Annotated in this window: 23 protein-coding genes; 4 read left to right on the top strand and 19 right to left on the bottom strand. The window is 31.6% G+C overall.

Annotated elements, in window-relative coordinates:
• Positions 1 to 9: 9 nt before the first annotated feature.
• The 5 genes from CLCY_RS11540 to metH all read right to left on the bottom strand — a co-directional run bounded on the left by CLCY_RS11540 (position 10) and on the right by metH (position 9,842).
• Positions 10 to 2,319, bottom strand: a complete 2,310-nt coding sequence (locus tag CLCY_RS11540; RefSeq protein WP_048571301.1) for a xanthine dehydrogenase family protein molybdopterin-binding subunit — start codon at positions 2,317 to 2,319, stop codon at positions 10 to 12.
• Positions 2,319 to 2,771: a (2Fe-2S)-binding protein gene (locus CLCY_RS11545; RefSeq protein ID WP_048571302.1), complete on the bottom strand. Its 453-nt coding sequence runs from the start codon at positions 2,769 to 2,771 to the stop codon at positions 2,319 to 2,321. The genes CLCY_RS11540 and CLCY_RS11545 overlap by 1 nt, the downstream gene beginning before the upstream one ends.
• A complete protein-coding gene (locus tag CLCY_RS11550) occupies positions 2,772 to 3,557 on the bottom strand; it encodes an FAD binding domain-containing protein (protein WP_048571619.1) in 786 nt (261 codons plus the stop codon).
• A gap of 102 nt (positions 3,558 to 3,659) precedes the next feature.
• A complete protein-coding gene (locus tag CLCY_RS11555) occupies positions 3,660 to 5,792 on the bottom strand; it encodes a xanthine dehydrogenase family protein molybdopterin-binding subunit (protein WP_048571303.1) in 2,133 nt (710 codons plus the stop codon).
• 447 nt (positions 5,793 to 6,239) lie between these two features.
• Complete coding sequence (metH, locus tag CLCY_RS11560; protein ID WP_048571304.1) at positions 6,240 to 9,842, bottom strand: methionine synthase; 3,603 nt, start codon at positions 9,840 to 9,842, stop codon at positions 6,240 to 6,242.
• 297 nt (positions 9,843 to 10,139) lie between these two features.
• Here metH and CLCY_RS11565 point away from each other — a divergent pair, with 297 nt between their 5' ends.
• Positions 10,140 to 10,883, top strand: a complete 744-nt coding sequence (locus tag CLCY_RS11565; protein WP_048571305.1) for an acyl-[acyl-carrier-protein] thioesterase — start codon at positions 10,140 to 10,142, stop codon at positions 10,881 to 10,883.
• A gap of 30 nt (positions 10,884 to 10,913) precedes the next feature.
• On the opposite strand, the gene bioC is transcribed toward CLCY_RS11565, so the two are convergent.
• The 3 genes from bioC to CLCY_RS11580 are packed head-to-tail and all read right to left on the bottom strand — an operon-like array spanning position 10,914 to position 13,539.
• Entirely contained in the window at positions 10,914 to 11,708 is a 795-nt protein-coding gene (bioC, locus tag CLCY_RS11570) for a malonyl-ACP O-methyltransferase BioC (protein ID WP_048571306.1), read from the bottom strand.
• Positions 11,701 to 12,417, bottom strand: a complete 717-nt coding sequence (locus CLCY_RS11575) for an alpha/beta hydrolase (protein ID WP_048571307.1) — start codon at positions 12,415 to 12,417, stop codon at positions 11,701 to 11,703. Before CLCY_RS11575 ends, bioC begins: the two co-directional genes overlap by 8 nt.
• Complete coding sequence (locus CLCY_RS11580) at positions 12,418 to 13,539, bottom strand: aminotransferase class I/II-fold pyridoxal phosphate-dependent enzyme (RefSeq protein WP_048571308.1); 1,122 nt, start codon at positions 13,537 to 13,539, stop codon at positions 12,418 to 12,420.
• Positions 13,540 to 13,745: 206 nt separating this feature from the next.
• Here CLCY_RS11580 and panB point away from each other — a divergent pair, with 206 nt between their 5' ends.
• From panB to panD, 3 genes are read left to right on the top strand one after another with little or no spacing between them, the layout of a single operon-like run.
• On the top strand, positions 13,746 to 14,600 hold the full coding sequence (panB, locus tag CLCY_RS11585; RefSeq protein ID WP_048571309.1) for a 3-methyl-2-oxobutanoate hydroxymethyltransferase: 855 nt from the start codon (positions 13,746 to 13,748) through the stop codon (positions 14,598 to 14,600).
• Positions 14,578 to 15,423 (top strand): pantoate--beta-alanine ligase, encoded by an 846-nt coding sequence (gene panC / locus CLCY_RS11590; RefSeq protein WP_048571310.1) that lies wholly within the window; start codon positions 14,578 to 14,580, stop codon positions 15,421 to 15,423. Before panB ends, panC begins: the two co-directional genes overlap by 23 nt.
• 14 nt (positions 15,424 to 15,437) lie before the next feature.
• A complete protein-coding gene (gene panD, locus CLCY_RS11595) occupies positions 15,438 to 15,821 on the top strand; it encodes an aspartate 1-decarboxylase (protein ID WP_048571311.1) in 384 nt (127 codons plus the stop codon).
• A 30-nt stretch (positions 15,822 to 15,851) separates the two neighbouring features.
• On the opposite strand, the gene nadC is transcribed toward panD, so the two are convergent.
• From nadC to trpD, 11 genes are all read right to left on the bottom strand, one after another.
• Positions 15,852 to 16,685: a carboxylating nicotinate-nucleotide diphosphorylase gene (gene nadC, locus CLCY_RS11600; RefSeq protein WP_082141811.1), complete on the bottom strand. Its 834-nt coding sequence runs from the start codon at positions 16,683 to 16,685 to the stop codon at positions 15,852 to 15,854.
• Entirely contained in the window at positions 16,675 to 18,198 is a 1,524-nt protein-coding gene (gene nadB, locus CLCY_RS11605; RefSeq protein WP_048571312.1) for an L-aspartate oxidase, read from the bottom strand. The genes nadC and nadB overlap by 11 nt, the downstream gene beginning before the upstream one ends.
• A gap of 12 nt (positions 18,199 to 18,210) precedes the next feature.
• Complete coding sequence (gene nadA / locus CLCY_RS11610; protein WP_048571313.1) at positions 18,211 to 19,128, bottom strand: quinolinate synthase NadA; 918 nt, start codon at positions 19,126 to 19,128, stop codon at positions 18,211 to 18,213.
• Positions 19,129 to 19,292: 164 nt separating this feature from the next.
• The gene (locus CLCY_RS11615) at positions 19,293 to 20,570 is read right to left on the bottom strand and encodes a homocysteine synthase (protein WP_048571314.1); all 1,278 of its coding nucleotides are present in this window, start codon (positions 20,568 to 20,570) and stop codon (positions 19,293 to 19,295) included.
• A gap of 54 nt (positions 20,571 to 20,624) precedes the next feature.
• The gene (locus tag CLCY_RS11620; protein WP_048571315.1) at positions 20,625 to 21,065 is read right to left on the bottom strand and encodes an RrF2 family transcriptional regulator; all 441 of its coding nucleotides are present in this window, start codon (positions 21,063 to 21,065) and stop codon (positions 20,625 to 20,627) included.
• A 27-nt stretch (positions 21,066 to 21,092) separates the two neighbouring features.
• On the bottom strand, positions 21,093 to 21,551 hold the full coding sequence (locus CLCY_RS11625; protein ID WP_048571316.1) for an RrF2 family transcriptional regulator: 459 nt from the start codon (positions 21,549 to 21,551) through the stop codon (positions 21,093 to 21,095).
• 189 nt (positions 21,552 to 21,740) lie between these two features.
• Positions 21,741 to 22,508, bottom strand: a complete 768-nt coding sequence (trpA, locus tag CLCY_RS11630) for a tryptophan synthase subunit alpha (RefSeq protein WP_048571317.1) — start codon at positions 22,506 to 22,508, stop codon at positions 21,741 to 21,743.
• Entirely contained in the window at positions 22,495 to 23,694 is a 1,200-nt protein-coding gene (gene trpB, locus CLCY_RS11635; protein WP_048571318.1) for a tryptophan synthase subunit beta, read from the bottom strand. Before trpB ends, trpA begins: the two co-directional genes overlap by 14 nt.
• 10 nt (positions 23,695 to 23,704) lie before the next feature.
• A complete protein-coding gene (locus CLCY_RS11640) occupies positions 23,705 to 24,328 on the bottom strand; it encodes a phosphoribosylanthranilate isomerase (protein ID WP_048571319.1) in 624 nt (207 codons plus the stop codon).
• A complete protein-coding gene (trpC, locus tag CLCY_RS11645) occupies positions 24,321 to 25,070 on the bottom strand; it encodes an indole-3-glycerol phosphate synthase TrpC (RefSeq protein WP_048571320.1) in 750 nt (249 codons plus the stop codon). The genes CLCY_RS11640 and trpC overlap by 8 nt, the downstream gene beginning before the upstream one ends.
• Entirely contained in the window at positions 25,070 to 26,086 is a 1,017-nt protein-coding gene (gene trpD / locus CLCY_RS11650) for an anthranilate phosphoribosyltransferase (RefSeq protein WP_048571321.1), read from the bottom strand. Before trpD ends, trpC begins: the two co-directional genes overlap by 1 nt.
• Between the last annotated feature and the right edge of the window lie 3 nt (positions 26,087 to 26,089).

The raw sequence follows: 26,089 nt of genomic DNA on the forward strand, positions 1-26,089 counted from the left end.
TTATATATGTTATTTTGCTTCCTTTTCCTTAAGGGCCATAAGTACCTTTTCAGGTGTTATAGGTATAGAATTTACTCTTACTCCTACTGCATTATAGATAGCTTCTCTAATAGCTGGCGAAGATGTATTAAGCCCTACTTCTCCAACAGACTTTGCTCCATAAGGACCAGTTGGTTCATAACTATCATCAAATTCAGTAATAATTTTTCCAAAGTCCTTTCTAGTAGGTACCTTATAAGTCATAAAGGTATTTGTTTGCATCTTTCCTGTACTACTTGTTCTAACTTCTTCATGTAGAGCCATTCCTATTCCATGAAGTATACCCCCTTCTGCTTGTATTTTCGCAAGAAGTGGATTAATAGGTGTTCCTATATCTAGAACTCCTACAAAGTTTTCAAGGAATACCTTTCCTGTAGTAGTGTCAACTTCTACTTCTGCAAACCCAGCAATATATGGTGGTGGTGATTTGTGACCTACATATGAATCACTTGCAACCAATTGCTTTTGTGCATACATAAGCGTCTTTGCAAGATTTCCTAGAGTTATGCTATGACTTGTTCCCTCAACACTTATTACTCCATCTTCGAAGGTAATTGTTGATAGTGGAACATTAAGAACCCTTGCAGCTTCTTCCATTATCATACTTCTCATTTTCTCTCCAGTTTTCTTAACTGCATTACCTGATACATATGTTGTACTTGATGCATAGGCTCCACTGTCAAATGGTGTAAGGTCAGTATCCGATGATAAAACTGCAATATTTTCTGTTTCAACACCAATTGCCTCAGCACAAATTTGTGAAAGAATAGTGTCACTTCCTGTACCTAAATCAGTGGCACCAATAAATAACATAAATGAACCATCATCATTAAACTTTAATGTGGCTGAGCCCATATCTTGGTATGGTACGCCAGAACCTTGTCTTGCTATAGCCATACCAACTCCACGGAATTTGTTAGGACCTACTTGTTTTCCTGGGAACTTTTCATCCCATCCTATAAGTTCCTTACCTCTTTTAACACAGTACTCAAGTCCACAACTTTGCATTACTTCATCTGGGCCTCTATTTTCAATCCCATTACATCTAAATTTAATCGTTTTTTCTCCCTTTTTAATCATGTTCTTATCGTGAATTACTGTAGGATCCATTTTTAATATATCAGCAATTTCATTTACAGTATTTTCAAGGGCAAATACACCTTGAGTTGCTCCAAATCCTCTAAACGCTCCTGTAGGTACAGTGTTTGTATACACCCCTGTTCCTACGTATCTACCTGCATCTATTTTATTATAAAGGTTTAAAACCTTCATAACAGTTGCAAATAGTATAGAGTTTGCATGTTCTCCATAGGCTCCTGCACTACCAACAGCCTTAAGATCAATTGCTGTAATTCTACCGTCTTTATTTGCTCCAACCTTAATATCTAATCTCATTGGTATTCTTGGAAGTCCAGCTTCAAAGGTTTCTTCCCTTGTGAAGATAATTTTAGCTGACTTTCCAGTTTTCATAGTAACTAATGCTGGATAGTATTCTGAATTACCAGATTGCTTTCCACCATATCCTCCACCGATTCTTGGTTTTATTATTCTGATTTTACCGATTGGCATCTCTAGAGCTTTTGCAAGAGATCTTCTAACATGAAAAGGTACTTGTGTTGAAGATATTACAACTAATCTACCATGTTCATCTATATGTGTAGCACTTCTAAATGTTTCCATAAAACCTTGATGAGAAGATTGTGTATAATATGTTCTATCAAGTACAAGATCGCTTTCAGCAAAAACTTTCTCTATATCTCCATGATCATATTTAAGTTTACATACTATATTTTTTGTAGGGTCATAACCTACGTCTACAAGACACTCACAGTCATCCTCTGGATGTATTATTATAGAATTTCCTTCAGCTTTTTCAAGGTCAAGAATTGGCTCTAAAACTTCATATTCAACTTTTATAAGTTTTTTAGCCTTTTCAACACATTCCTCATCTACCCCTGCAATTATTGCAACGTCATCTCCAACATAACGTACATACTCATCTAATATTAGTGTGTCCTGTGGTGATGTTTCTGGATAAGCTTGTCCAGCTCTTGTATATCTAACCTTTGGTACATCATGATGAGTTAATATACATTCAATTCCTGGAACTTTCTTAGCAATTTCAGTGTTTATTGATTTTATTTTTGCAAATGCATGTGGGCTTCTTAAAATTTTTACAACAAGTGCATTTGGATCTGCTAAATCATCTGTATAAACAGGTTTCCCAAGGACTAACCCTAAACCATCTACTTTTGGAAGACTTCTAGTTACCTCTTTCATTATTTTACCTCCTCTAAGAACTTTCTAATTGCTCTTAATTGACCTTCATATCCTGTACATCTACAAAGGTTATTTACAAGATAATGCTTTATTTCATCATCTGTAGGATTTTTAAGTTCGTTTTTCATTCCAAGAACAGTTAATATAAACCCTGGGCTACAATATCCACATTGGTCAACACCTGACTCTACTATTATTTCTGCAAATCTTTTTCCTTCTTCTCCTGCGCCTTCAACAGTTACTATCTTGTGGCCTTCACATCTAGCTGCAAAGGTTGAACATGAGTGAATAGGCTTTCCATCCATAAGAATAGTACATACACTACATGATGATGTTTCACATCCACGTCTTACACTATGGCATCCAATTTTTCTTAATACATCAAGAATGTAGTCATGTGGTTTAATTTCTAAATTATGATCTTTCCCATTTATATTTAAAGTAACTTTCATCTATAGCACCTCCAGTATTGCTGACTTTACAAGCGCTCTACAAAGATGCCTTCTATATTCGCTTGAACCTAAGCCATTATTTCCAAATTTAAGTTCTTCTGATGCAATTTTACCTGCCATATCAGCTGTTTCTTCATTTACTTCATTAGAGTTTATATATTCCATTGCCTTTAATGGAAACTCTGCAATAACTGGTCTTGCACCTACTGCAATTTTGAATTTGTTTCCTGATTTTGAAACTGCAACATTTAAAATTGCATAATCAGCTATTGAATTTCTCATCATTTGAAAAGATGCTCTTAAATCTTCTTTTTTAATGATAATCTTTTCAAGTAAGTCCTTTTCTCTTTTTGATTCGATAAATTCATCTAGTGATATTTCTCCCCCATTATGAAGAACTACTTTAGTGTCTAAAACTCTTAGAGCTGTTATAAAGTCTGAAAATCCATACCTTGAATAAACTGTTGCACCAACAGCTGCTGAATTTCTTAATTGAAGACCTACAATACTCTCAACAGACTTTGATAGTACATTATCAAAATATCCCTTTAAAATACCATTTACCTCAATGTCTCTTAATGTTGCCATTGCCCCAATTTCAATTGCATCATCAGTTTCCTTAATATAATCAAGTCCTGTATCTGATAAATCAATTGCAAGTCCAATATGTCTAGGAGTAAGATGAACAAAAGCCCCTCCTCCTATTAATACTGAACCTTTTTTGGAAGTCATAAGTTCATATGCCTCCTTAGCACTTGTAGGCTTTTTGTATTCACCTATTGTCATAATTGCCACTTTTCTACCACCCCTTATTAAAATATGTTTAGCTAATTAAAATTTATAAATTAGCTAATTTATAATCACCTTCAAATGAAGGAAATTAACTAATTACTTAGAAGTTTTATTATTCATAATTATTTTTTCTGATGTAATTGGTAATTCATTAACTCTTACACCAATTGCATTATATACAGCCTCTTGAATCGCAGCTGGAACTGTATTAAACCCAATATTTAAACTTGATTTTGCACCATATACACCACTTGCATCATAGGTATTTGTAAATTCTACTGTTATATTTCCAAAGTCATTTCTTGTTGGGATTCTATATATTAAAGGATTTAAATCCATGTTATTTTCACTATTCTTTTTAACTTCCTCATACATTGCCATTCCTATTCCTCGAAGAATTGAAGATTCAGCTTCTACCTTCATAAGAGTTGGATTTATAACTGTTCCAATATCAAAAACACCTACAAAATTCTCTACACGAATTTTTCCTGTTTCAGTATCTACCTCAACCTCAACAAATCCTGCCATATATGATGGTGTTGTTTTTTTAAATGTATAGGAGTCACATACAAATAATTGCTTTAAAGCGTATACAACCTTTTTACCAAATTCTCTCATAGTCATTACTTTATCTGAGTTTTTAATTCTTATTGTCTCCCCATCATAGATAATTAAAGATACATCTGTACCTAGAATTTCCCCAGCTGTCTCAATAATTAGTTTCCTCATTTTTTCTCCAGTTTTTTTCACAGCATTAGCAAGAGCATAAAGTGTCTTAGTAGAATATGTATTACTATAAAAAGGCATAAGGTCTGTATCACATGATAAAACCATGACTTTATCTGTTGTAACTCCAATAGCTTCAGCACAAATTTGCGAGAGTATTGTACTACTACATATTCCAAGGTCATTAGTTCCTATAGTTAACATAAATGTACCATCTTCATTAAATTTAATTGTGGATGAAGCAGCGTCTTCATATGGCACTCCTATATCTTGTCTTGCTATTGACATTCCAATTCCACGAACTTTATTTGATGCTACTTGCTTTTTAGGGTACTTTTCATCCCATTCTATAAGCTTTTTTCCCCTTTTTATGCAATAATCTAAAGCATAATTTTTATCATCTAGTATCCTTTGATTTATTTCATTACCTTTTTTGATCATATTGATTTCATGAATCTTAATGATATCCATATTTAATTTTTTACCTAGATTATTTATTGTGCTTTCAATTCCAAATACTACTTCGCTTAAATCAGATTTCTTTAACCTATTTGCTGAAATATTACTTAAAAATCTTGCAGCTTTAAAATTATATAAACTCATAACCTCTGATGCAGCATCAATAATAGGATGGTCACTGTAATCTACACGGTTAACTGGTCCTTGGGATATCTCTATATCTATTGCACTAATTTTCCCCTCTCTTGTAGCTCCTAATTTAACCTTAACATCTGTTTCACTCTTTTCTTCCACCATATTAAAGGTTTCATCAACTGTATAAATAACCTTTGCAGGTTTTCCTGTTTTTAAAGTTATAATAGCTGGATAGTACTCAGAGCTTACTATACTCTTTCCCCCATAACCGCCACCTGTTTTAGGTTTTATAACCCTAATCTTTCCTATTGGAACTTGTAGTCTTTCTGAAAGAATCTTTCTAACTAAAAATGGGACTTCACTTGTAGATACCACAACAAGTCTTTCATATTGATCAAAATAGGTATATGACCTACAGGTTTCAAGGAACCCTTGATAAATAGATTGAGTTCGGTATACTTCCTCCAGTATAACGAGGTCGTGCTTAAACTCCTTATCAACATTTCCAAAACTATATATTACGCTTAAATCATCTTTCTTATTTATACTTAGAATCTTAATCTCATCTAATTCATATTCAATTTTTATAAGTTTCATTGCCTCATTTGCACTTTCTTCGTCTAATGCTGCAATAAGTGCAATATCATTTGGAAATATTGAATTAAATTCATCTTCTCCTAGTTCACTAGTTCCCACTTTATGTATACTTTTATTTGTTAGTATGCATTCAACACCAGGAATCTTAACAGCATCATTTATGTTTATATACTTTATATTTCTAGAGGATGAACATCTTAAAACCTTAACAAAAAGTGTATTACAAGGAATCTTATCCTCTAGGTATGCATTTCTTCCAAGTATAAGTCCTAGTCCATCTCCCTTAGATACTCCCTTACTTATTTCACCCATTACTTCACCTCCAAGTTTTAAAAGGTTTTTATATAAATATATTTATTTTTAAAGATAGGTATTGAAATTCCAATTCAACTACGTTATACTATCACTAGGATAACGTAGTGATAATAAAATTGATAGTTAATACCTTTAAACTATCATTACATTTAATTAATTGGTTTTAAATTCTTCTTAATTTTACATTTTATAATGATTAATAGGAAATACAAAATTTCAAACAAATTTTGTTATTATATTACATTTTTCTATAATTATTATAGTTTATTCCTATATCAATTCAATTTCCTTTCCTAAATAGGGCAGGTAAAGTACTACCACTACTTTATTTGTCCTACTTATTATGTTATATGTAAATTAAAAGCTATTTAATAGAAGTTTTCTATTAAATAGCTTTTTTAAATGAAATCAGATAGAGTAATTACCCTACCTGATTTCAACATTTTATTTTTCTCTATAGTTATTTGCAAGCATTTTCTTTGTAAATTCTATATCTACATCTTTTCTCTTTGTAACATCTTCAACTTGTTCCTTTGTTATACTATCAACTGAGAAGTATCTTGCAAAATCTTTTACAATGTATAATCCACATACACTTGAAACTGGTTCCATCATAAAACTATCAGTTAAAGTAACACCTGTGTTATTTTCACCATCAAGTAGTGAAAATAATTTAACCTTATCTGAGTGATCAGGAAGACAAGGATATCCAAAGGCAGGTCTTATCCCCTCTACCTCAAAACTCCAATATTTATTTTGAAGTGTTTTATGAAGATATGATGCAAAGCTTTCTGCAATTCTATGTGATAGAATTTTTACCATTAGTGCTTTATATTCATCTCCCTCTGCCTTATAATTATCATATATTTTATCTAATTCTCTTCCTGCGGTTACTATAAACCCTCCGATAAAATCTTTCTTTCCACTGCTAAGTGGTGCTACAAAGTCTGCAAGTGATAAATTAACACCATCATTTGTAACCTTTTGTTGTCTTAATGTATTAAATCTTTCTACTTCTTTTTCATTACTGAATATAATAATATCCTCATTATCAGAGTTTGCATTATATATTCCATAAACTCCATTTGGAAGTATTTTTTCATTTTTCTCAAGTTCATCAAGCATTTCATTTGCGTCATCATAAAGCTTTTTAGCTTCATCTTTGTACCTTTCATCTTCAAGTACATTTGGGAAACTCTTTTTAATTCCCCATTCTACAAAGAAAAATGTCCAATCAATTCCTTCACGTAGCTCATTAATTGGTACTTCTATCTTTTGAGTTCCTGTGAATTCTGGAGTCTTTACATCTATTTCATTCCAATCAATGTTAAGCTTATTTGATTTAGCCTCTTCAAATGATAAAAGCTTTTCATCTTCTTTTCTGTAGCTTTCACTTATTGATTCATACTCTTCATTAATATTTTTTAAGTAATCTACTCTTTTATTCTTATCTGCTAAGAATTTCGCAGCTTCAACTGCCTTTGATGCATCAAGAGTGTGTACAACTCCACCGGAATACTTAGGGGAAAGCTTAACAGCAGTGTGCACCTTACTTGTTGTTGCTCCACCTACCATTATTGGAATATCAAGACCTTCCTTCTCCATCATTTCAGCTACAATTCCCATTTCATCAAGAGATGGAGTTATAAGCCCTGAAAGAGCAACAATATCCGCTGAATTTTCCTTTGCAGCCTTTACTATTTCCTCAGGATGTACCATTATTCCAAGGTCAATAACATTAAAATTATTACAAGCCAGTACAACACCTACTATGTTCTTTCCAATATCGTGAACATCTCCCTTAACTGTTGCAATTACAATAGTTCCTGAGTTTGATGATCCTTTTTCCTTTTCCTCTTCAATATATGGCATTAATGCCCCTACTGCTCTTTTCATAACTCTGGCACTTTTTACAACCTGAGGAAGGAACATCTTACCTTCACCAAATAGTTCCCCAACAGCTTTCATACCATCCATTAAAGGACCTTCTATTACATCTAAAGATCTTTCAAAGTTAGCCCTAGCTTCTATTGCATCCTCTTCTACGAAATCAACAATTCCCTTTACTAAAGCGTGTTTTAATCTTTCATTTACACTTGCCTCTCTCCACTTTAGCTTGTTTTCTTCTATTTTTTCACCTTCGCCTTTATACTTTTCAGCAAATTCTATTAACTCCTCTGATGCCTCAGGATGAGTATTTAATACAACCGCTTCAACCTTTTCTAAAAGGTCCTTATCTATTTCATCATATATTTGAATCATTCCTGGATTTAGTATTGCCATATCCATTCCTGCTTCAATTGCATGATATAAGAACACTGAGTGCATAGCTTCTCTTATTATATTATTTCCTCTAAATGAGAATGATAGATTTGAAAGTCCACCTGATATCTTAGCCCCAGGCAGATTTTCCTTTATCCACTTAGTTGCTCTTATAAAATCAATACCATAGCTATTATGCTCCTCCATACCAGTTGCAATTGCTAGAATATTAGGGTCAAAGATTATATCTTCTCTTGGGAAATTAACCTTATCTACTAGTATGTTATAAGCTCTACTACAAACTTCAATCTTTCTTTCATAGGTATCTGCTTGTCCAGTTTCATCAAATGCCATTACAACTATTGCAGCACCAAATCTTTTAATAGTTTTTGCATATTCAATAAACTCTTCTTCTCCATTTTTAAGACTTATTGAATTAACTATTGATTTTCCTTGAATAGCCTTAAGTCCACTTAATATAACAGAATACTTAGAAGAGTCAATAACCACAGGAACCCTTGATATTTCCGGCTCTGAGGCTAGAAGTTTTAGGAATATATCCATTTCTTCCTCTGAGTTTAACATTCCATCATCAAAGTTTATGTCAATTGCCTGTGCACCATTTTCAACTTGATCCCTTGCAATAGACAGTGCCTCATCATAATTCTTTTCTTTAATAAGTCTTGCAAACTTTTTAGATCCTGCAACGTTTGTTCTCTCACCAATGTTTAAGAAATTATTTTCCTTTGTTACACGAACAAGTTCAAGTCCTGCAAATCTTGTTTCAAGAACCTTTTCCTTAGGAACTCTAGGGGCTTTCCCATCCACAAGTTCAGCTATTTTATTTATATGTTCATAGGTAGTTCCACAGCATCCACCAACAATATTTAAATGCTGTCCATCAACAAGTTCCTTTAGGTTTTCAGCTGTTACCTCTGGCTTTTCATCATATTCACCAAATCTATTAGGAAGACCTGCATTTGGATATACACTTACATAATATGGAACTTCATTTGAAAGCTTCTTAATAAATGGTATTAAATCCTTTGCTCCAAATGAACAGTTAAGTCCTACTGATATAACATATTCATTTTTAATGGATTCAATAAACGCTTCAAGTGTTTGTCCTGATAGTGTTCTACCACTTTTATCTGTTAAAGTTCCAGATATCATTATTGGAACTTCAATATTTCTTTCTTCATTAATTAGGTTTAAAGCAAAAATTGCAGCTCTTGCATTTAAAGTATCGAATATTGTTTCAATTAGGATTACATCTACTCCACCATCAATAAGACCTTCCATTTGTTCCTTATACGAATCTACCATTTCATCAAAGGAAATAGCTCTAAATCCTGGATTTTCAACGTCAGGTGATAATGATAAAGTTTTATTTGTTGGTCCAACAGACCCTGCAACAAATCTTGGTTTTTCAGGACTTCTAGAAGTAATTTCATCTGCACAACTTCTCGCAAGCTTTGCTGCTTCAAAATTTAATTTATATATAATATCTTGAGTTCCATAATCAAACTGTGAAACTCTTGTTGCGTTAAAACTGTTAGTTTCTATAATATCAGCACCAGCTTCTAAATACTTTGTATGTATTTCTTTAATAACATCTGGTCTTGTTAAAACTAAAAGATCATTATTTCCCTTTAATTCAAACTTGCTATCCTTAAATATTTCTCCCCTATAATCTTCTTCAGTTAAATTATATGATTGAATTGCTGTTCCCATTGCACCGTCAAGAACAAGTATCTTTTCTTTTAACCTTTCTTTAAATCCCATAACCACACCTCAAAATAAAAATTAATATTCTTCTTTAATTACAAATAATATATATATATTAACTTTTTTAAATCCTAGTTTCAATTAAAATTAATAAATTTAGATTAAATTATCAGAAAAAAGTATGATAAAATCAATTTTATTACTATTATTTGAATCTTCCATTAATTTATATTTTACAAAATATAATTTTTACCTACACAATAATACTTTAGATAAGTAAATTTCTATAAAATACTAGGTTTTATGGTATAATTTCTATAGCGAATATATTAACTGAAATAGAGGTGTTAATTAATGGCCGGAGTACCTATTACAACTGATTATGTAGTTAGATATGATGATATAGATTTTACCAACAAAGCCTTCCTTCCATCTATAATTAATTATTTTACTGACCTTGCAACTTTTCAAGCAACTAGTGTTGGGCTAAATGTTGATGCTTTAAAGGAAGTTAATAGAGGGTGGGTTATCTGCCAATGGGATATTGATATTACTAGGCTACCTCACTATAACGAGAAAATATCTGTTACAACTATTCCTTATTCATATAAAAAATTCTTTGCCTACAGAGTTTTTCAAATAAAAGATAAGGATGATAATGTTATAGTTGAAGGAAAAAGTTCTTGGATGTACTTAGATACTAAAAGAAGACGACCTATAAGATTATCCTTTCATGATATTAAGTGTTTTGGACTTATTGAAGGTGATGAAGAAGTTGTTGAAGTTATGAAACCCCAAAGGGTAAATGATTTCACTATTGAGGCTAAATTTGACGTTAGATATACAGATATTGATACTAATAATCATGTAAACAACTCAAAGTATATAACATGGGCTCTAGAAACTCTTAGCATTGAATTTATGGGAAGTAAAACTCCACTAAATGTTAGAATACTTTATTCTAAGGAGAAACGATATGGTGGAAGCATAACTTCAAAAGCTAACATAATAACTGAAGGTAATAATACAAGAACCTTACATACTATATGTGATAATGAAGATAATCGACTTTGTGATATAGAAATTCTTTGGAAATAATAAGTAATGGCTTCCTTTATAAGGAAGCCATTACTTATTAATAGAAATATATATACAGTGATACGTAGAATACACAAATTTATTTTCAACAAAATCCCTATCATAAACCTCTAAAACTTTTTTAATAACTCTCGGAGGAGTAATTCCCCCTTCACTTCCACAAGTATTTGCACCTATCTTTTTAACTGACTTTATAAAATCCCTAGAGCTTTTATGATATTCTTTTAATTTTTCATCTACAACTTTATAATTTATATTTTGATTCTTTATTATATTTTCTATCTCATCTATTCCTACAAATGACCTTCTGAGCTTAAAGTTATGCTCCACATTTAGCTCCCTTGCTGCTTTAATTCCTGACTTTTCAAGTTCTATAAAGGTATCCTCACCAAATGTTGATATAAGAAGTTGTCCATTTTCATTTAAAAGGTCTATATATTTTTTTATTGACTCTTCTAAGGAATTAAACCATTGAAATGTTGCATTTGATATTATTAAATCATATTTTTTGTTTAGTTCACAGGTCTCACCATCATGACAAATAAATTCTATATTTTCAAGATTTCTAACTGATATATTCTTCCTAGTTTCATCTAGCATTTTTTCTGATAAGTCCATAACAGTTAAACTTACATTCCTAAACTTATCTAACAACATATTAGTTAGATTACCTGTTCCACATCCTATTTCAAGAATAGTTTTTATATCACTTTTATTTATCATATTCATGAGACGACTTGCCATTGTAACTTGAACCTTAGCATATTTATTATAATCAACTGATGACTTATTGAATCTACACTTTACTCTTTCCTTATTAATCATTATTAATATCCCCTAAGAAATTATATAAAATATTGATAAACTCTTTTTTGCTGGTAATAAACGGTATATGACCACAGTTATCTATAACCTTTAAAGTTGAGTTTTTAAGCTTTTTATTTATATATTCTGCTCCATGTACACTACATATAAAATCCTCTTCTCCGTGAATTATAAGGGTTTCATTTTCTATTTTATCTATATTAGAAGCTTCCACGTCTCTTAAAAATAGAAGTCCATTTGATAAAGTGCTACTATCTATCAACAAATCCCCTAATTCTAAATTATCTATAACTAAGCTTTTATATTTCATTTCATTTTTAGTGAGCATATTATTACAAAACTTTTCTAGAGTTAATTCCTTACTTGTTTTTAGTGATTTTATCATAGAATCTACTACTCTACTGATCCACCCAAAGCTATTATGTTCATTCTTAGTAAATTTACTAGTAGGAGCTATTAAAACAAGCTTACTTTTAACAACTTTTTCTTCTAAAGCTTTAAGTAGTGCAAGTGTTCCCATAGACCATGCTATAACTATATCTGGATTAAATTCCTTTATACTTTCATTAACTTTAACTACTATACTTTCCTTATTATCTATTTGCTGAAAATCAATAAATCTTATATCACTCCCCTGTAATTTATCTATTATAGGGGAAAATATCTTCCTATTTCCAATCCATCCCGATATTATTAAAATCTTTTTCATCTATACTATCCCCTTAATTTTTTCTAAAAAGATGTCTATTTCTTTCCTTGTTGTTTTTTGACCTAATGATACTCTAAGCCTTGCCTGATTTTTAGGTACCGTTGGTACTCTTATAGCCGGAACATATATTCCCTCATCTAAAAGTCTTTTCGAAACTTCTAAAACCTTTTTTTCGCATTTTAAAATAATAGGAACAATTGGTGTATCATATCCTAAAGTTTCCATATCCATATCAATTAGTCTTTCCCTTAAATAGTTAGAGTTTTCCTGAAGTATTCTTCTTTCCTCTTTCATTTCAGCTAAAATTCTAATAGATTCTATAGCAGGATAAACAACAGTTGGAGGCAACGCAGTTGAATATATAAATCCTCTTAAAAAGTTTCTAAGATAATCAATAACATATCCCTTACCTGATACAAACCCACCATATAAACCTGCTGCTTTACTTAGTGTTCCAACATGAATTATATTCTCCCCTTGAAGGCCTAAGTACTCAATACTTCCCCCTCCATTTTCCCCTAAAACACCAAATCCATGTGCATCATCTACTATTAAAACTGAATTGCTATCATTTGCAATTCGGCATATTTCCTTTAAAGGTGCTATGTCACCATCCATGCTAAAAACACCATCTGTAATTATTACTTTTTTCTTATCTATATATTTAGCTATTTGGTTCTCTAAATCCTTATAATCACCATGCTTATAACGAACAAAATTTGCTCTACTTAAAATAGCACCATCAACTATACTTGCATGATTTATTTTATCTGAAAATATAACAAAGTCCCTATTACATATAGCATTTATTACTCCGATGTTTGCAATATAGCCTGAACCAACTAATATCGTATCCTCTGTTTTTTTAATTTTACTAATTTCTCTTTCAAGTTCCTTATGAATACTAAGTGTACCAGAGACAAGTCTAGATGATGGACTTCCTACTCCGTAGAGTTTTGAAGCTTCTATTACCTTATCCTTTAGAATATCATTTTGTGACATATTCATATAATCATTACTGGCTAAATTGATTTTTATATTTATAGAATCTATTTCTTTTTCACATCTATAAAGATTATTTATTTTTACCTCTTTAATTTTTTCCTTAAAATACTCTTCCATATCTACTCCTTAGATAATTTATAGATTTTTTTCATTTTACATTAAAAAAAGACCATTGTAAACTATCCTATTATAACTAGTTTACAATGATCTATTCTTTATTTATTTACTTATTGCACATAAAAACTTGAAATTTCTTTAATTTTTAAGTAAATTTTAATTAGGGTGGTATCAATTAGAACTACACCTAAATTGGAGGATTATTTATGAAAAATACGGTTTTAACATTTAAGGAAGCAAAAAAAAGAAATGAAAAGCTTACCTTACTTACGGCGTATGATTACACCACTGCTAAAATTATTGATTCATCAGGTGTAAATGGAATACTCGTTGGAGATTCTTTAGGTACAGTTGCACTTGGATATGAAAATACTTTAAGTGTAACTATGGATGATATGATTCATCACAGTAGAGCTGTTTCACGTGCCGTTAAAAATTCTTTACTTATAACAGATATGCCTTTTATGTCATATCAAACTTCAACCTATGATGCGATAAAAAATGCTGGAAGACTTGTAAAGGAAGGATTTTGCAATGCAGTTAAACTTGAAGGTGGAAGTGATGTAATCGATTCAATTAAAGGAATTGTAAAGGCACAAATACCTGTTATGGGTCATCTTGGACTTACTCCTCAATCCATAAATAAATTTGGTGGGTATAAGGTTCAAGGAAAAAATGATAGTGAAATTAAATCTTTAATAGAAGATGCAAAACGACTTGAGGATGCTGGAGTGTTTTCTATTGTACTTGAATGTATACCCCTTGAAGTTACAAAGCTTATTGATGAGGCTATATCTATACCTACAATAGGAATAGGTTCTGGTATGAATACAACTGGACAAATACTTGTTTATTCAGATATGCTAGGGATGTTCAAGGATTTTAAAGCAAAGTTTGTAAAGTACTATGCAAATCTAGATGCAAGTATGAATCTTGCAATTCAAAATTATATTAAAGATGTTAATGAGGAAAACTTCCCGTTAATCGAACATTCATATTCTTTATCTGAAATTAACTATGATATAAGTGAGGGGTTTTATGGAAGTAATAACAACAATTAAAGAAATTAAAAACAAGATAAATGAATTTAAAAGAAATAATGAAACTATTGGATTTGTACCTACTATGGGATATTTACATGAGGGACATAAATCATTAATAGATAGGGCTAGGATTGAGAATACTAAGATTATAGTATCTATATTTGTTAACCCTATTCAGTTTGGAGAAAACGAAGATTTATCTACATACCCTAGAAACTTAGAAGGTGACTCTGATATTTGTAAAAATTCAGGTGTAGATATTTTATTTGCTCCAACTGTTCAAGAAATGTACCCAAATGGATTTTCAAGTTTCGTTGAGGTTACAGGAATTACAGATTGTCTTTGTGGTAAATCTCGCCCATCTCATTTTAGGGGAGTTACAACAGTTGTTATGAAGCTTTTAAATATAACAAGCTGTACTAAAGCCTATCTTGGTGAAAAGGACTTCCAGCAATACAAAGTAATAGAAAAAATGGTGAAAGACCTTAATATAGATACTACCCTTGTTCCATGTCCAATCTATAGAGAAGATGATGGACTTGCCAAAAGTTCTAGAAATTCTTATTTAAATAGTGAAGAAAGAATTTCTGCCCTTTGCTTAAGTAAAGCGCTTAAAAAAGCTAAAATTGAACTTGATAAAAATAAAGATGCTAAAAGTATTATAGAAATAATAAAAAATGAAATATCAAAGGAACCTTTAGCCAAAATTGACTATATTGAAATAGTTAGTCAAGATACTCTAAAACCAATTACAACTATAAAGGAAAATGTTTTAATTGCTATAGCTGTATTTATAGGTAAAACAAGACTTATAGACAATTTACTTTACAATATTAAATAGAAATAGGTGATATAATGAATATAACAATGCTTGGAGGAAAAATTCATAGGGCTACGGTTACAGAGGCAAACCTTAATTATGTAGGTAGCATAACTATTGATAGTGACCTTTTAGACGCTGCAAACATACTTGAATATGAAAAGGTACAAGTTGTAAATATAAATAACGGTGAAAGGTTTGAAACCTATACTATAAGAGGTGAAAAGGGAAGCAAAGTTATTTGTTTAAATGGAGCTGCTGCAAGATGTGCACAGGCTAATGATAAAGTAATAATCATGTCATATGTATCTTTAACTCCAGATGAAGCTAAGGAGCATAAGCCTAATGTGGTTTTCGTAAATGATGATAACTCAATAAGAGATGTCTTTCACTACGAAAAACATGGGGAATTATTTTAGATATGTATAGTAAAAGGGTTAGATTTATATCTAACCCTTTATATTTAAGCTAAGATCTAAACTTTTAACAGAATGTGTAAGTTCTCCTACAGATATAATATCAACGCCAACACTTGCAACGCCTTCAACAGTATTTAGTGTTACATTCCCAGAAGCCTCTACAATGCATTTTTTATTTATCATTTCCACAGCTTTTTTCATGTCTTCTAAGTTCATATTGTCTAGCATTATTATATCTGCATTTGAATCTATTGCCTCTTGAACCTCTAGAAGATTTGAAACTTCAACTTCCACTCTTGAAGTATGAGGAACTAAACTTTTTGCTTTTTGCACAGCGCTCTTTATACCGCCTAATGCCTTTATGTGGTTATCTTTTATCATTACCCCATCTGATAAATTATATCTATGATTATAACATCCACCTATCCTTACAGAATACTTTTCAAGGATTCTAAGTCCTGGTGTAGTTTTTCTAGTATCAACTATTTTTACATTATATTTTGATACCTTTTCAGCATACATTTTAGCTTTTGTAGCTATTCCTGACATTCTTTGAAGAAAGTTTAAGGCTACCCTCTCTGCTTTAAGAATACTTATTAATTTTCCCTCAATAATAATTATATCCTCACCTTTAAAAACATTTTCTCCATCTTCTTTTAAAGATGTAAACTTTATATCTTCATCAATAAATCTAAAGGTTTCCTTAGCAACACTTATCCCTGAAACTATTCCATCCTCTTTTGCAGTTATAGCAGCACTTCCAAGTTTTTCATTATCAATTAAATTACTACTTAAATCCCCTGCATTCATATCTTCAATAAGTGCATTTTTTATTATATCTATTATTAAAAACCTATCTAACAATACAATCCCTCCTAAGGTCAGCTTTAAAATGAGCTCCTATATTTTCTTTTCTCTTTATTGCTCCCTCTATAATAAGCTTTGATACTGTTACTATATTAATAACTTCAAAATAATCCTTTGATAGTTTTAAGTTATTTTCCAATGACTGCTTTATTTTATTTATTGTATCAAGTGACCTTGTAAGATTTTCATCATTTTTTATAACCCCAACGTATTTTTCCATTATTTCTTTTATATTATCTTTTATATCATCTAAATCTAAAATACAATTAAAATTATTAAACTTACCTTTATATAGTTTTAAATCTTTTTCTAAATCTTCCTTTGATATTGATGCTTCTGAAAAAGATATAGAATTAATCTCCCTTGATATCCTATTTGCAAATACAATTCCTTCTAATAAGGAGTTACTTGCTAGTCTATTTGCACCATGTACCCCTGTTCTTGCACATTCACCACATGCAAATATTCCATTTAAATTCGTTCTTCCATTAAGGTTTGTTTCTATACCACCCATTAAATAGTGCTGTGTTGGAGAAACTTTTACATAATCCTTTGAAATATCAATTCCAAGACTTAAACATTTTTCATATATATTAGGAAACCTGTTTTTTATAAAGTCTTTATCTAAATGTGTTACATCTAGAAATATATAATCACTATTTGTTTCTATTAGCTCCTTAAATATACTTATAGATACTATGTCTCTAGGTGCAAGTTCCTTCATCTCATGATACTTTTCCATGAATCTTTCACCTTTTATATTTCTTAAAACTGCACCTTCGCCTCTAACTGCCTCTGAAATTAAAGTTCTTCTTTCCTCATCTACGCTATACATACCTGTTGGGTGAAACTGAACAAATTCCATATCACATATATTAATTCCTGCTCTACTTGCAATTGCAATACCATCACCTGTTATGTCCAAAGGATTGGTTGTATTTTTATATACCTGACCTATACCACCTGTTGCTATAACAACGCTCTTTGCATAAAATATTTTAAGTGAGTCCCCAATGGATATAACAGCATTTATTTCTTTTTTACTTAGAATATCTATTACTGATGTATTTTCTAAAACCTTTATATTCTTTCTTTCTCTCACTTTATCAGTTAACGCTCTAATTATTTCCTTACCTGTAGCATCTTTATGGTGAAGAATTCTTGCATTTGAATGTCCACCTTCTTTTGTATATAGGAAATTTCCACTTTCATCTTTATCAAAATCCACCCCAAGCTCTATTAATTTATTTATACTGTCCTCTGATTCATCTTGAAGTGTAATTATAGCATCTTTTTCATTGTAGTAACTTCCTGCTATTAATGTATCTTTATAATGTGAATCTTTATCTATACAGGAAACAATTCCCCCTTGGGCTAATTCGCTACTGCCTGAACCAAGAGCTTTTTTAGTTAACATTAATATATTTTTTCTTTTATCTATATTTAAAGCTGTAAATAACCCACTTATTCCTGTTCCTATTATTATCACATCGTACTTTAAACAATCCATTACCTCACACCTTTAACTTAACTCTAGCATTCTATCTAGTGACTTCTTTGCCTTTAGTCTTATTTCTTCATCTACAAATATTTCATTTGTTTCATCTCTTAACACAGTATATATATCCTCAAGTTTGTTTTGTTTCATATTTGAACATACTAAGCTGTCAGATAGTAAGTAGAATTCTTTTCCTGTACCTCTATTGTCATTTTCAAGTTTATGCATTACACCTATTTCCGTACCTATAATGAATACCTTCTCAGATGAACTTTTAGCATAATTTATAATTTCAGTTGTACTTCCAACAAAATCAGCTCTTTTTACTACCTCAGGATCACACTCTGGATGTGCTAGAAGAAGTGCCCCTTTATGCTTTTCAAATGCTTCATCTATTTCTTCCATTCTTATTCTATTATGGGTTACACAGAAACCATTGTAGGATATTACTTCCTTCTCAGGAACTTGTTTTGATATATAATCTCCTAGATTTCTATCTGGAATAAACAGAATCTTGTCTTCCTTTAACCCTTTAACTATTTTAAGTGCATTTGATGATGTACAACATATATCACTTTCTGCCTTAACCTCTGCTGATGAATTAACATAGCAAATTACAGGAGCTCCCTTATGCTGAGCTTTAAACTCTCTTAATTTTTCTACATTGATCATTTCAGCCATAGGACAACCTGCATTCATTGATGGAATAAGTACTTTCTTTTCTGGAGAAAGTATTTTGGCACTTTCAGCCATAAAATGAACTCCACTTAAAACAATTATTTTTGCATCTAATTTACTTGCTTCCTGACTTAATTTTAACGAATCTCCTACTATGTCTGCTATATCTTGTATATCTGGAATTTGATAATTATGTGCAAGTATTATAGCATTCTTTTCCTTCTTTAATCTGCTAATTTCTTTAATTAAATCTGCCTTTATCATATTGTTACTATTCCCTTCTTATTAACAATTTATTTCATATAATTCTTAAAAGAATATTTACACATTATAGATTAAGTGTCAACTTCGTTATAATTTTGTTAAATTGTATTTAATAGTAGAAAACAAAAACACCCTAGGGAAATTCCCTAAGGTGTTTTTATAAATTATTTATTTAATGCTTGATCAAGATCATAAATTAAATCATTTACATCTTCTATTCCAACAGATATTCTTATAAGGTCTTCACTAACTCCTGCACCTTTTAGTTGTTCTTCATTTAATTGTGCATGTGTTGTACTTGCTGGATGAATTACTAGTGACTTAGCATCAGCTACATTTGCAAGTAGTGAGAAAATTTCAAGACTTTCTATAAACTTCTTAGCACTATCAAGTCCACCCTTTACTCCAAATGTAAATATTGAACCTGCTCCCTTTGGAAGGTATTTCTTAGCTAGATCATGATACTTATTTCCTTCTAGATATGGATAGTCTACCCATGATACCTTTTCATGCTTTGATAGGAAATCTGCTATTTTTTCAGCATTAGAAACATGTCTTTCTACTCTTAATGATAACGTTTCAAGTCCTTGTAAAAGAAGGAATGCATTAAATGGGCTTAGTGCAGCTCCAGTATCTCTTAAAAGTTGAACTCTAGCTTTAATTATATATGCTATGTTACCAAAAGCTTCAGCATACACAATTCCATTATAACTGTTATCTGGTTCAATTAGTCCCTTAAATCTTCCTGATGCAGCCCAATCAAAGTTACCTGAGTCAACTATGATTCCACCAATTGATGTTCCATGCCCACCAATGAACTTAGTTGCAGAGTGTACAACTATATCTGCTCCATGCTCTATTGGCTTTATAAGGTAAGGAGTACCAAATGTGTTATCAACGATTAGCGGTAAACCGTTTTCATGTGCGATATTTGCAACTTTTTCAATGTCTACAATGTTTGCTCCAGGATTACCAATTGACTCTATATAAATCGCTTTCGTTTTTTCAGAAATTGCACCTCTAAAGTTTTCTGGATCATCTGGATTAACAAATATAGTGTTGATTCCAAACTTAGGTAAAGTAGATGCAAATAGATTATATGTACCTCCATATAAAGTGCTTGCTGATACTATTTCATCTCCTGCTTCAGCTATATTCATAATCGCATATGTTATAGCAGCTGATCCTGATGCAACTGCAAGTGCAGCAACTCCACCCTCAAGAGCTGCAACTCTTTGCTCTAATACATCTGTAGTTGGGTTCATAAGTCTTGTATATATATTTCCGAACTCCTTAAGTGCAAATAAATTTGCAGCGTGTTCTGTATTATCGAAAACATATGATGTAGTTTGGTATATTGGTACCGCCCTTGAACCTGTTACTGGATCTGCCTTTTGTCCAGCATGAACTTGTAGTGTGTCAAAACCTAATTTTCTTTCCATAGTTTTCCCTCCTAATAAATAAACTTAAATCCCATATAAAAAATCTATATTAATTTAAATATAGTACATTATATCAACTTCCCCATGTATCTCTCTGTATCTTCTAACTAGATCCTCAAGTGTCATAACTGACACTACCCCATCAATAGCCTCATTCATTTTATCCCATACATTTATTTTTATACAATGTCTTAGTAAATTGTTTTTATCATACTCAACGTTTTCTATAACAGAAATATCACCCTCTAATGTAGATAAAACATCCTTTACTGTTATTTCAGCAGCATCCTTTGATAAGGCGTACCCCCCTTGAGCACCTTTAATACTTTTTACAAGTCCTGCTTTTTTAAGTGCTGAAAAAACCTGTTCTAAATATCTTTCTGAAATACCTTGTCTATCAGCTATTGTATGAAGTGGCAGGTAATCGCCTTTAGAATTAGCTGCGAGATCTATCATAGCACGAAGGCCATATCTCCCCTTTGTAGATAGCTTCATTTGTAACACCTCAACTTTCCATAAAGTTTAGATAAAGTATTCAATATAATTATGCACGTTTTCATCATTTAACCTGCTATATTCTTCTACTAAATCCTTTAAAGTTATACTATCAACAGCATCGTCTACTGCAGTTTTTATGTCTACCCATACGTCCTTTGTTATACACTTATCATAAAATTCACATTTTCCATTGGTGTTTTCTGAAATGCACTTTACAGGTGATAATGATCCTTCAAGTGCTCTTAATACTTCACCTATTGTAACTTCATTAAGGGGTCTTGAGATTCTATAACCTCCTTGCCCCCCTCTAAGACTAATAACTATTTCCTTTTTCTTAAGCGCTATAAAGATATGCTCTAAATATTTTTGGGAAATCCCTTGTCTACTTGAAATAGTCTTTAAGGATACGCTATCTCCATTTCCAAATATAGCTATATCAAGTAAAGCCTCAAGACCATACCTTCCCTTTGTAGATATTTTCATCTCTTACCTCCAAAGAATTAATTCCTACTAAATCTATATGTTAAATAAATAGTACAACCAAAAATTAACTGTGTCAATAAGCAAAACTTAATTTTCCTTAAACTTCATCACTCTAATTGAAAAATATTAAAAAAGAGTCTTAATTTTACATATTAAGACTCTTTGCAATTATGTCTATAAAACATAATTTTATGCATCAATTAACTTTTTAATATCCTGAAATTTATTTTCATTTATAAGTTTTATGATTTGACTTCCAACTATAACACCATCACAATTCTTTTTCATTTCACGTGCTTTTTCTGGAGTAGATACCCCAAATCCTGCAAGTACAGGTACACTTGAAATTGATTTTACCCTTTGTAATAACTCTGTCGCACCACTTGATATTTTATCCATTTTGCCTGTAACTCCAAGTATATTAACTGAATAAACAAATCCACTTGCTAAGTTACATATTTTCTCTATTCTCTCCACAGTTGATGTTAAAGTAACAAGTGGAATAAATGATATTCCTCTTTTATCAGCTTCATCTTTAACAATTGAAGACTCTTCAATAGGAACATCTGGAATAATTACTCCGTCCACTCCTGCTTCTGAAGCCTTTAAAAAGAATTCTTCAACACCTAGTGAAAGAATTGGATTTAGGTATGTCATTATAACTATTGGAATTTGGCTTGATTTTCTAATATCAGCAGTTAAACTTAAAACATCTTTTATGGACACCCCATTTTTAAGTGCTTTTATTCCTGCTTTTTGTATGATTTCACCATCAGCTGCTGGATCTGAAAATGGTACTCCAAGCTCAATTAAATCTGCTCCCAATTCTTCAAGTTTTAATACGTCTTGTTTTGTTTTCTCAAGTGAATTCTCACCTGACATAAGATATGCAACAAATGCTTTTTTATTTTTCTCTTTTAGAGTCTCAAAAAGGCTCTCTATCCTATTTTTGCTCATTTTCTTCCTCCACTAAATAACTTAACCTTTCAACGTCCTTATCACCTCTACCTGATAAGCAAATTATTATAATTTTATCTTTATCCATTGTCTTAGCAAGTTTCACTGCATAATCTACTGCATGAGCAGATTCTATAGCTGGAATAATTCCCTCAAGCTTCGTTAATGTTTTGAATCCTTCTATTGCATCATCATCTGTAGCAATTACATATTTCGCTCTATCAGTTTTTGCAAGTAAGCAGTGTTCTGGTCCAACTCCTGGATAGTCAAGTCCTGCTGATATTGAATATGGCTCTATTATTTGACCATTTTCATCTTGAATTAATAACATCTTAGAACCATGAAGTACTCCAACTCTACCATATGCTACAGTAGCAGCGTGTTTATCAGGCCCTAACCCTCCAGGCTCAACTCCATAAAGTGCAACTTCAGCATCCTTAATAAATGGGTGAAAAATTCCTATTGAATTACTTCCACCTCCCACACATGCCACAATTGCGTCAGGCAGTTTTCCCTCTGCCTCTAATATTTGTTTCTTTGATTCTTTACCAATTATACTTTGGAAGTCTCTAACTATCTCTGGGAATGGATGAGGTCCTACTACACTTCCTATACAATAATGAGTATCCTCTGAACATTCTACCCAATATCTTAAAGCTTCATTAACAGCATCTTTAAGTGTTCCATTACCTGATGTTACCTCTACAACCTCTGCACCAAGCATTCTCATTCTAAATACGTTTAGTGCTTGTCTTTTTACATCCTCTTCTCCCATGAAAACCTTACATTCAAGACCGATCAGTGCACATGCAGTAGCTGTAGCAACTCCATGTTGTCCTGCACCAGTTTCAGCAACAACCTTCTTCTTACCCATTCTTTTGGTCATTAGACATTGTCCTAGTGCATTATTAATTTTATGTGCCCCTGTATGATTAAGATCTTCTCTTTTTAGATATATCTTAGCCCCACCTGCATATTTTGTTAGGTTTTCAGCATAGTATAGTGGAGTTTCTCTACCAACATAGTTTTTTAAATAGTATTCAAATTCTTTAATAAATTCCTCATCACTTTTAATTTCTTTATAAATTTTCTCAAGTTCTAGAACAGGCTTAATTAGAACCTCAGGAACAAATCTTCCACCAAATTCACCATAGTATCCTTCTTTTGGATAGTTATAATCTTTCATATTAATCCTCCTACTTAGTTTCTTTAACTAATGATATAAATTCCTTAATTAAAGCCTCATCTTTATTATAGTTTATCTCAACACCTGAACTTACATCAATCATAAAGGGATTTACTTCCCTAATTGCTTCCTCTACATTTGAAATGTTAAGTCCTCCTGCTAGGATTAACCTATCCTTTATATAGGTAGGTAAATCCTTTAGCATATCCCAATCAAAGACTTTTCCTTCTCCACCTCTGTATTTTTCGCATTTTGCATCGAATAAATATCCATAAAGGTTCCTGTATTCATATGCCTTTTCTATATCAGATCTTTCTTTAATTGAAAAAGCCTTAATAACTGGAAGTTTGATTTTTTCGCAGTATTCCTTACTTTCGTCTCCATGAAGCTGAACTATATCAAGTCCTACCTTATTTACATAGTTCATAAGAGATTCTATTGGTTCGTTTACAAAAACTCCAATTTTCAAAATATCCTTTGGTAAGTCCTTTGAAATGTTAACTGCTTCACTAAGTGTTAACTGTCTTTTACTTTTAGCAAACACAAGTCCTATAGCATCTCCACCTGCGGCATATACACATTTTCCTATTTCAGGACTTTTTATTCCGCATACCTTAACTAGAGTATTACACATTTTTTTCTATCCTTAATCCATTAAAACTTTCATCTAAATTATTTGACTTTACAAATCCTTCCCCAACAAGAACTGCATCTATTTTAGCTTTGCTTAAAGTTTCTATATCCTCTTTACTTGTAATTCCACTTTCACTTATTAATATAGCACCAGATTCTTTAATCATTTGGGCTAACTTTAACGTTATACTTATATCTGTCTTAAATGTTTTTAAGTCCCTGTTATTAACTCCTATAATTCTTGGTGAAATCTTAAGAGCCCTTTTAACTTCCTCTTCATTATGAACTTCAACTATAACATCTAAATCCAAGCTTCTTGCGTAATCGTAAAGTTCCTTTAATGATTCATCACTAAGTGCAGCGACTATTAAAAGTATTATATCTGCACCTGTTAGCTTTGCATAATCAATTTGAACCTTATCTATAACGAAATCCTTGCAAAGTACAGGAATATTAACACTTTCACGAACCATTCTTAAATCTTCAAATGAACCTTTAAAATACTTACTATCTGTTAAAACTGATACTGCTGTAGCTCCAAGTCTTTCATATTCACTAGATAGTGTTCTCGGGTCAAGATTTATATTCAAATCTCCCTTTGATGGAGATGCTCTTTTAACCTCAGATATTATACTTACATATGGATTGTTTTTAACCTTTTCTACAAAGGAAATAGGCTTTCTTTTAAATGCTTCAACTATGCTTTTTTTGTATTCAATTATTTCATCTAATATATTTCTCATTATCGATTACTCTCCTTAGCAAGTAAATTAAGTTTATTTATTGCCTTTCCTGAATCTATAGACTCTGTTGCTATTTCAACCCCTTCTTTAATATCCCTTACGAAGTTTGATGCAAGAAGGCCTAGTGCCGCATTAAATATAACAATATCTCTATGGGCTCCCTTTTTACCATTTAATATGTCTAATGTGATTTTAGCATTTTCCTTAGGTGTACCACCTTTAAGTTCAGAGTTCTTAATAGTATTAAATCCAAAATCACTTCCACTTATATATTTTTCTTCTACAATTCCATCTCTCAGCACCGCAATATAGTTTTCTCCTTCAAGTGATGCTTCATCCATTCCGCCAAAACCATTAACTACTATTGCATTTTTTCTACCTAAAATTGATAAAATACTAGCTATTTTAGGTACAAGCTCCCTTCTATATATACCAAGGAGCTGCCCATCTAAATCAAATGGGTTTGTAAGTGGCCCAAGTAAATTGAAAACTGTTGGTACCTGAAGATTCACTCTTGTTTGCATAACATTTTTCATAAGAGGATGCATCTTAGGTGCAAATAAAAATACTATCCCAACTTCTTCAAGTATATTTTCAATTCTAGAAGCGTCTAAATCTATTTTAACACCAAGCTCACTTAAAAGATCACTACTTCCACTTTTACTACTTATTGATCTATTTCCATGCTTTGCAACCTTAAGTCCTGCACCTGCTAAAACAAAAGATGCAGTTGTTGATATATTAAATGTTCCAAGGTTATCTCCACCGGTTCCACAATTATCAATTATAAATCCATTAACCCCTTTGAACCTTGTACCAACTTCCCTCATTCCACTTGCCATTCCGGCGATTTCATTATCAATTTCTCCCTTTGTTCTAAGTGATAAAAGAAACGCCCCAATTTCTGCCTCTGTTACATCACCACTTAATATGTGCTTACTAACCTCTTTTGCTTCTTCAAAGCTTAAATCATTTTTTTCTGATATTTTTAGTAGATACTCTCTTAAAATCCCCATATT

The sequence above is a fragment of the Clostridium cylindrosporum DSM 605 genome (assembly GCF_001047375.1).
Classification (GTDB): Bacteria; Bacillota; Clostridia; order Clostridiales; family Caloramatoraceae; genus Clostridium_AB; species Clostridium_AB cylindrosporum.

Coding starts and splice junctions, on each gene's coding strand:
- nadB (WP_048571312.1), bottom strand. CDS start 18,198: ATGGATTGTTTAAAGTACGATGTGATAATAATAGGAACAGGAATAAGT.
- panD (WP_048571311.1), top strand. CDS start 15,438: ATGAATATAACAATGCTTGGAGGAAAAATTCATAGGGCTACGGTTACA.
- CLCY_RS11640 (WP_048571319.1), bottom strand. CDS start 24,328: ATGTGTAATACTCTAGTTAAGGTATGCGGAATAAAAAGTCCTGAAATA.
- panB (WP_048571309.1), top strand. CDS start 13,746: ATGAAAAATACGGTTTTAACATTTAAGGAAGCAAAAAAAAGAAATGAA.
- CLCY_RS11545 (WP_048571302.1), bottom strand. CDS start 2,771: ATGAAAGTTACTTTAAATATAAATGGGAAAGATCATAATTTAGAAATT.
- panC (WP_048571310.1), top strand. CDS start 14,578: ATGGAAGTAATAACAACAATTAAAGAAATTAAAAACAAGATAAATGAA.
- CLCY_RS11575 (WP_048571307.1), bottom strand. CDS start 12,417: ATGAAAAAGATTTTAATAATATCGGGATGGATTGGAAATAGGAAGATA.
- trpD (WP_048571321.1), bottom strand. CDS start 26,086: ATGGGGATTTTAAGAGAGTATCTACTAAAAATATCAGAAAAAAATGAT.
- CLCY_RS11540 (WP_048571301.1), bottom strand. CDS start 2,319: ATGAAAGAGGTAACTAGAAGTCTTCCAAAAGTAGATGGTTTAGGGTTA.
- nadA (WP_048571313.1), bottom strand. CDS start 19,128: ATGATAAAGGCAGATTTAATTAAAGAAATTAGCAGATTAAAGAAGGAA.
- CLCY_RS11580 (WP_048571308.1), bottom strand. CDS start 13,539: ATGGAAGAGTATTTTAAGGAAAAAATTAAAGAGGTAAAAATAAATAAT.
- bioC (WP_048571306.1), bottom strand. CDS start 11,708: ATGATTAATAAGGAAAGAGTAAAGTGTAGATTCAATAAGTCATCAGTT.
- metH (WP_048571304.1), bottom strand. CDS start 9,842: ATGGGATTTAAAGAAAGGTTAAAAGAAAAGATACTTGTTCTTGACGGT.
- trpC (WP_048571320.1), bottom strand. CDS start 25,070: ATGAGAAATATATTAGATGAAATAATTGAATACAAAAAAAGCATAGTT.
- CLCY_RS11550 (WP_048571619.1), bottom strand. CDS start 3,557: ATGACAATAGGTGAATACAAAAAGCCTACAAGTGCTAAGGAGGCATAT.
- CLCY_RS11625 (WP_048571316.1), bottom strand. CDS start 21,551: ATGAAAATATCTACAAAGGGAAGGTATGGTCTTGAGGCTTTACTTGAT.
- trpB (WP_048571318.1), bottom strand. CDS start 23,694: ATGAAAGATTATAACTATCCAAAAGAAGGATACTATGGTGAATTTGGT.
- CLCY_RS11615 (WP_048571314.1), bottom strand. CDS start 20,570: ATGGAAAGAAAATTAGGTTTTGACACACTACAAGTTCATGCTGGACAA.
- trpA (WP_048571317.1), bottom strand. CDS start 22,508: ATGAGCAAAAATAGGATAGAGAGCCTTTTTGAGACTCTAAAAGAGAAA.
- CLCY_RS11565 (WP_048571305.1), top strand. CDS start 10,140: ATGGCCGGAGTACCTATTACAACTGATTATGTAGTTAGATATGATGAT.
- CLCY_RS11620 (WP_048571315.1), bottom strand. CDS start 21,065: ATGAAGCTATCTACAAAGGGGAGATATGGCCTTCGTGCTATGATAGAT.
- CLCY_RS11555 (WP_048571303.1), bottom strand. CDS start 5,792: ATGGGTGAAATAAGTAAGGGAGTATCTAAGGGAGATGGACTAGGACTT.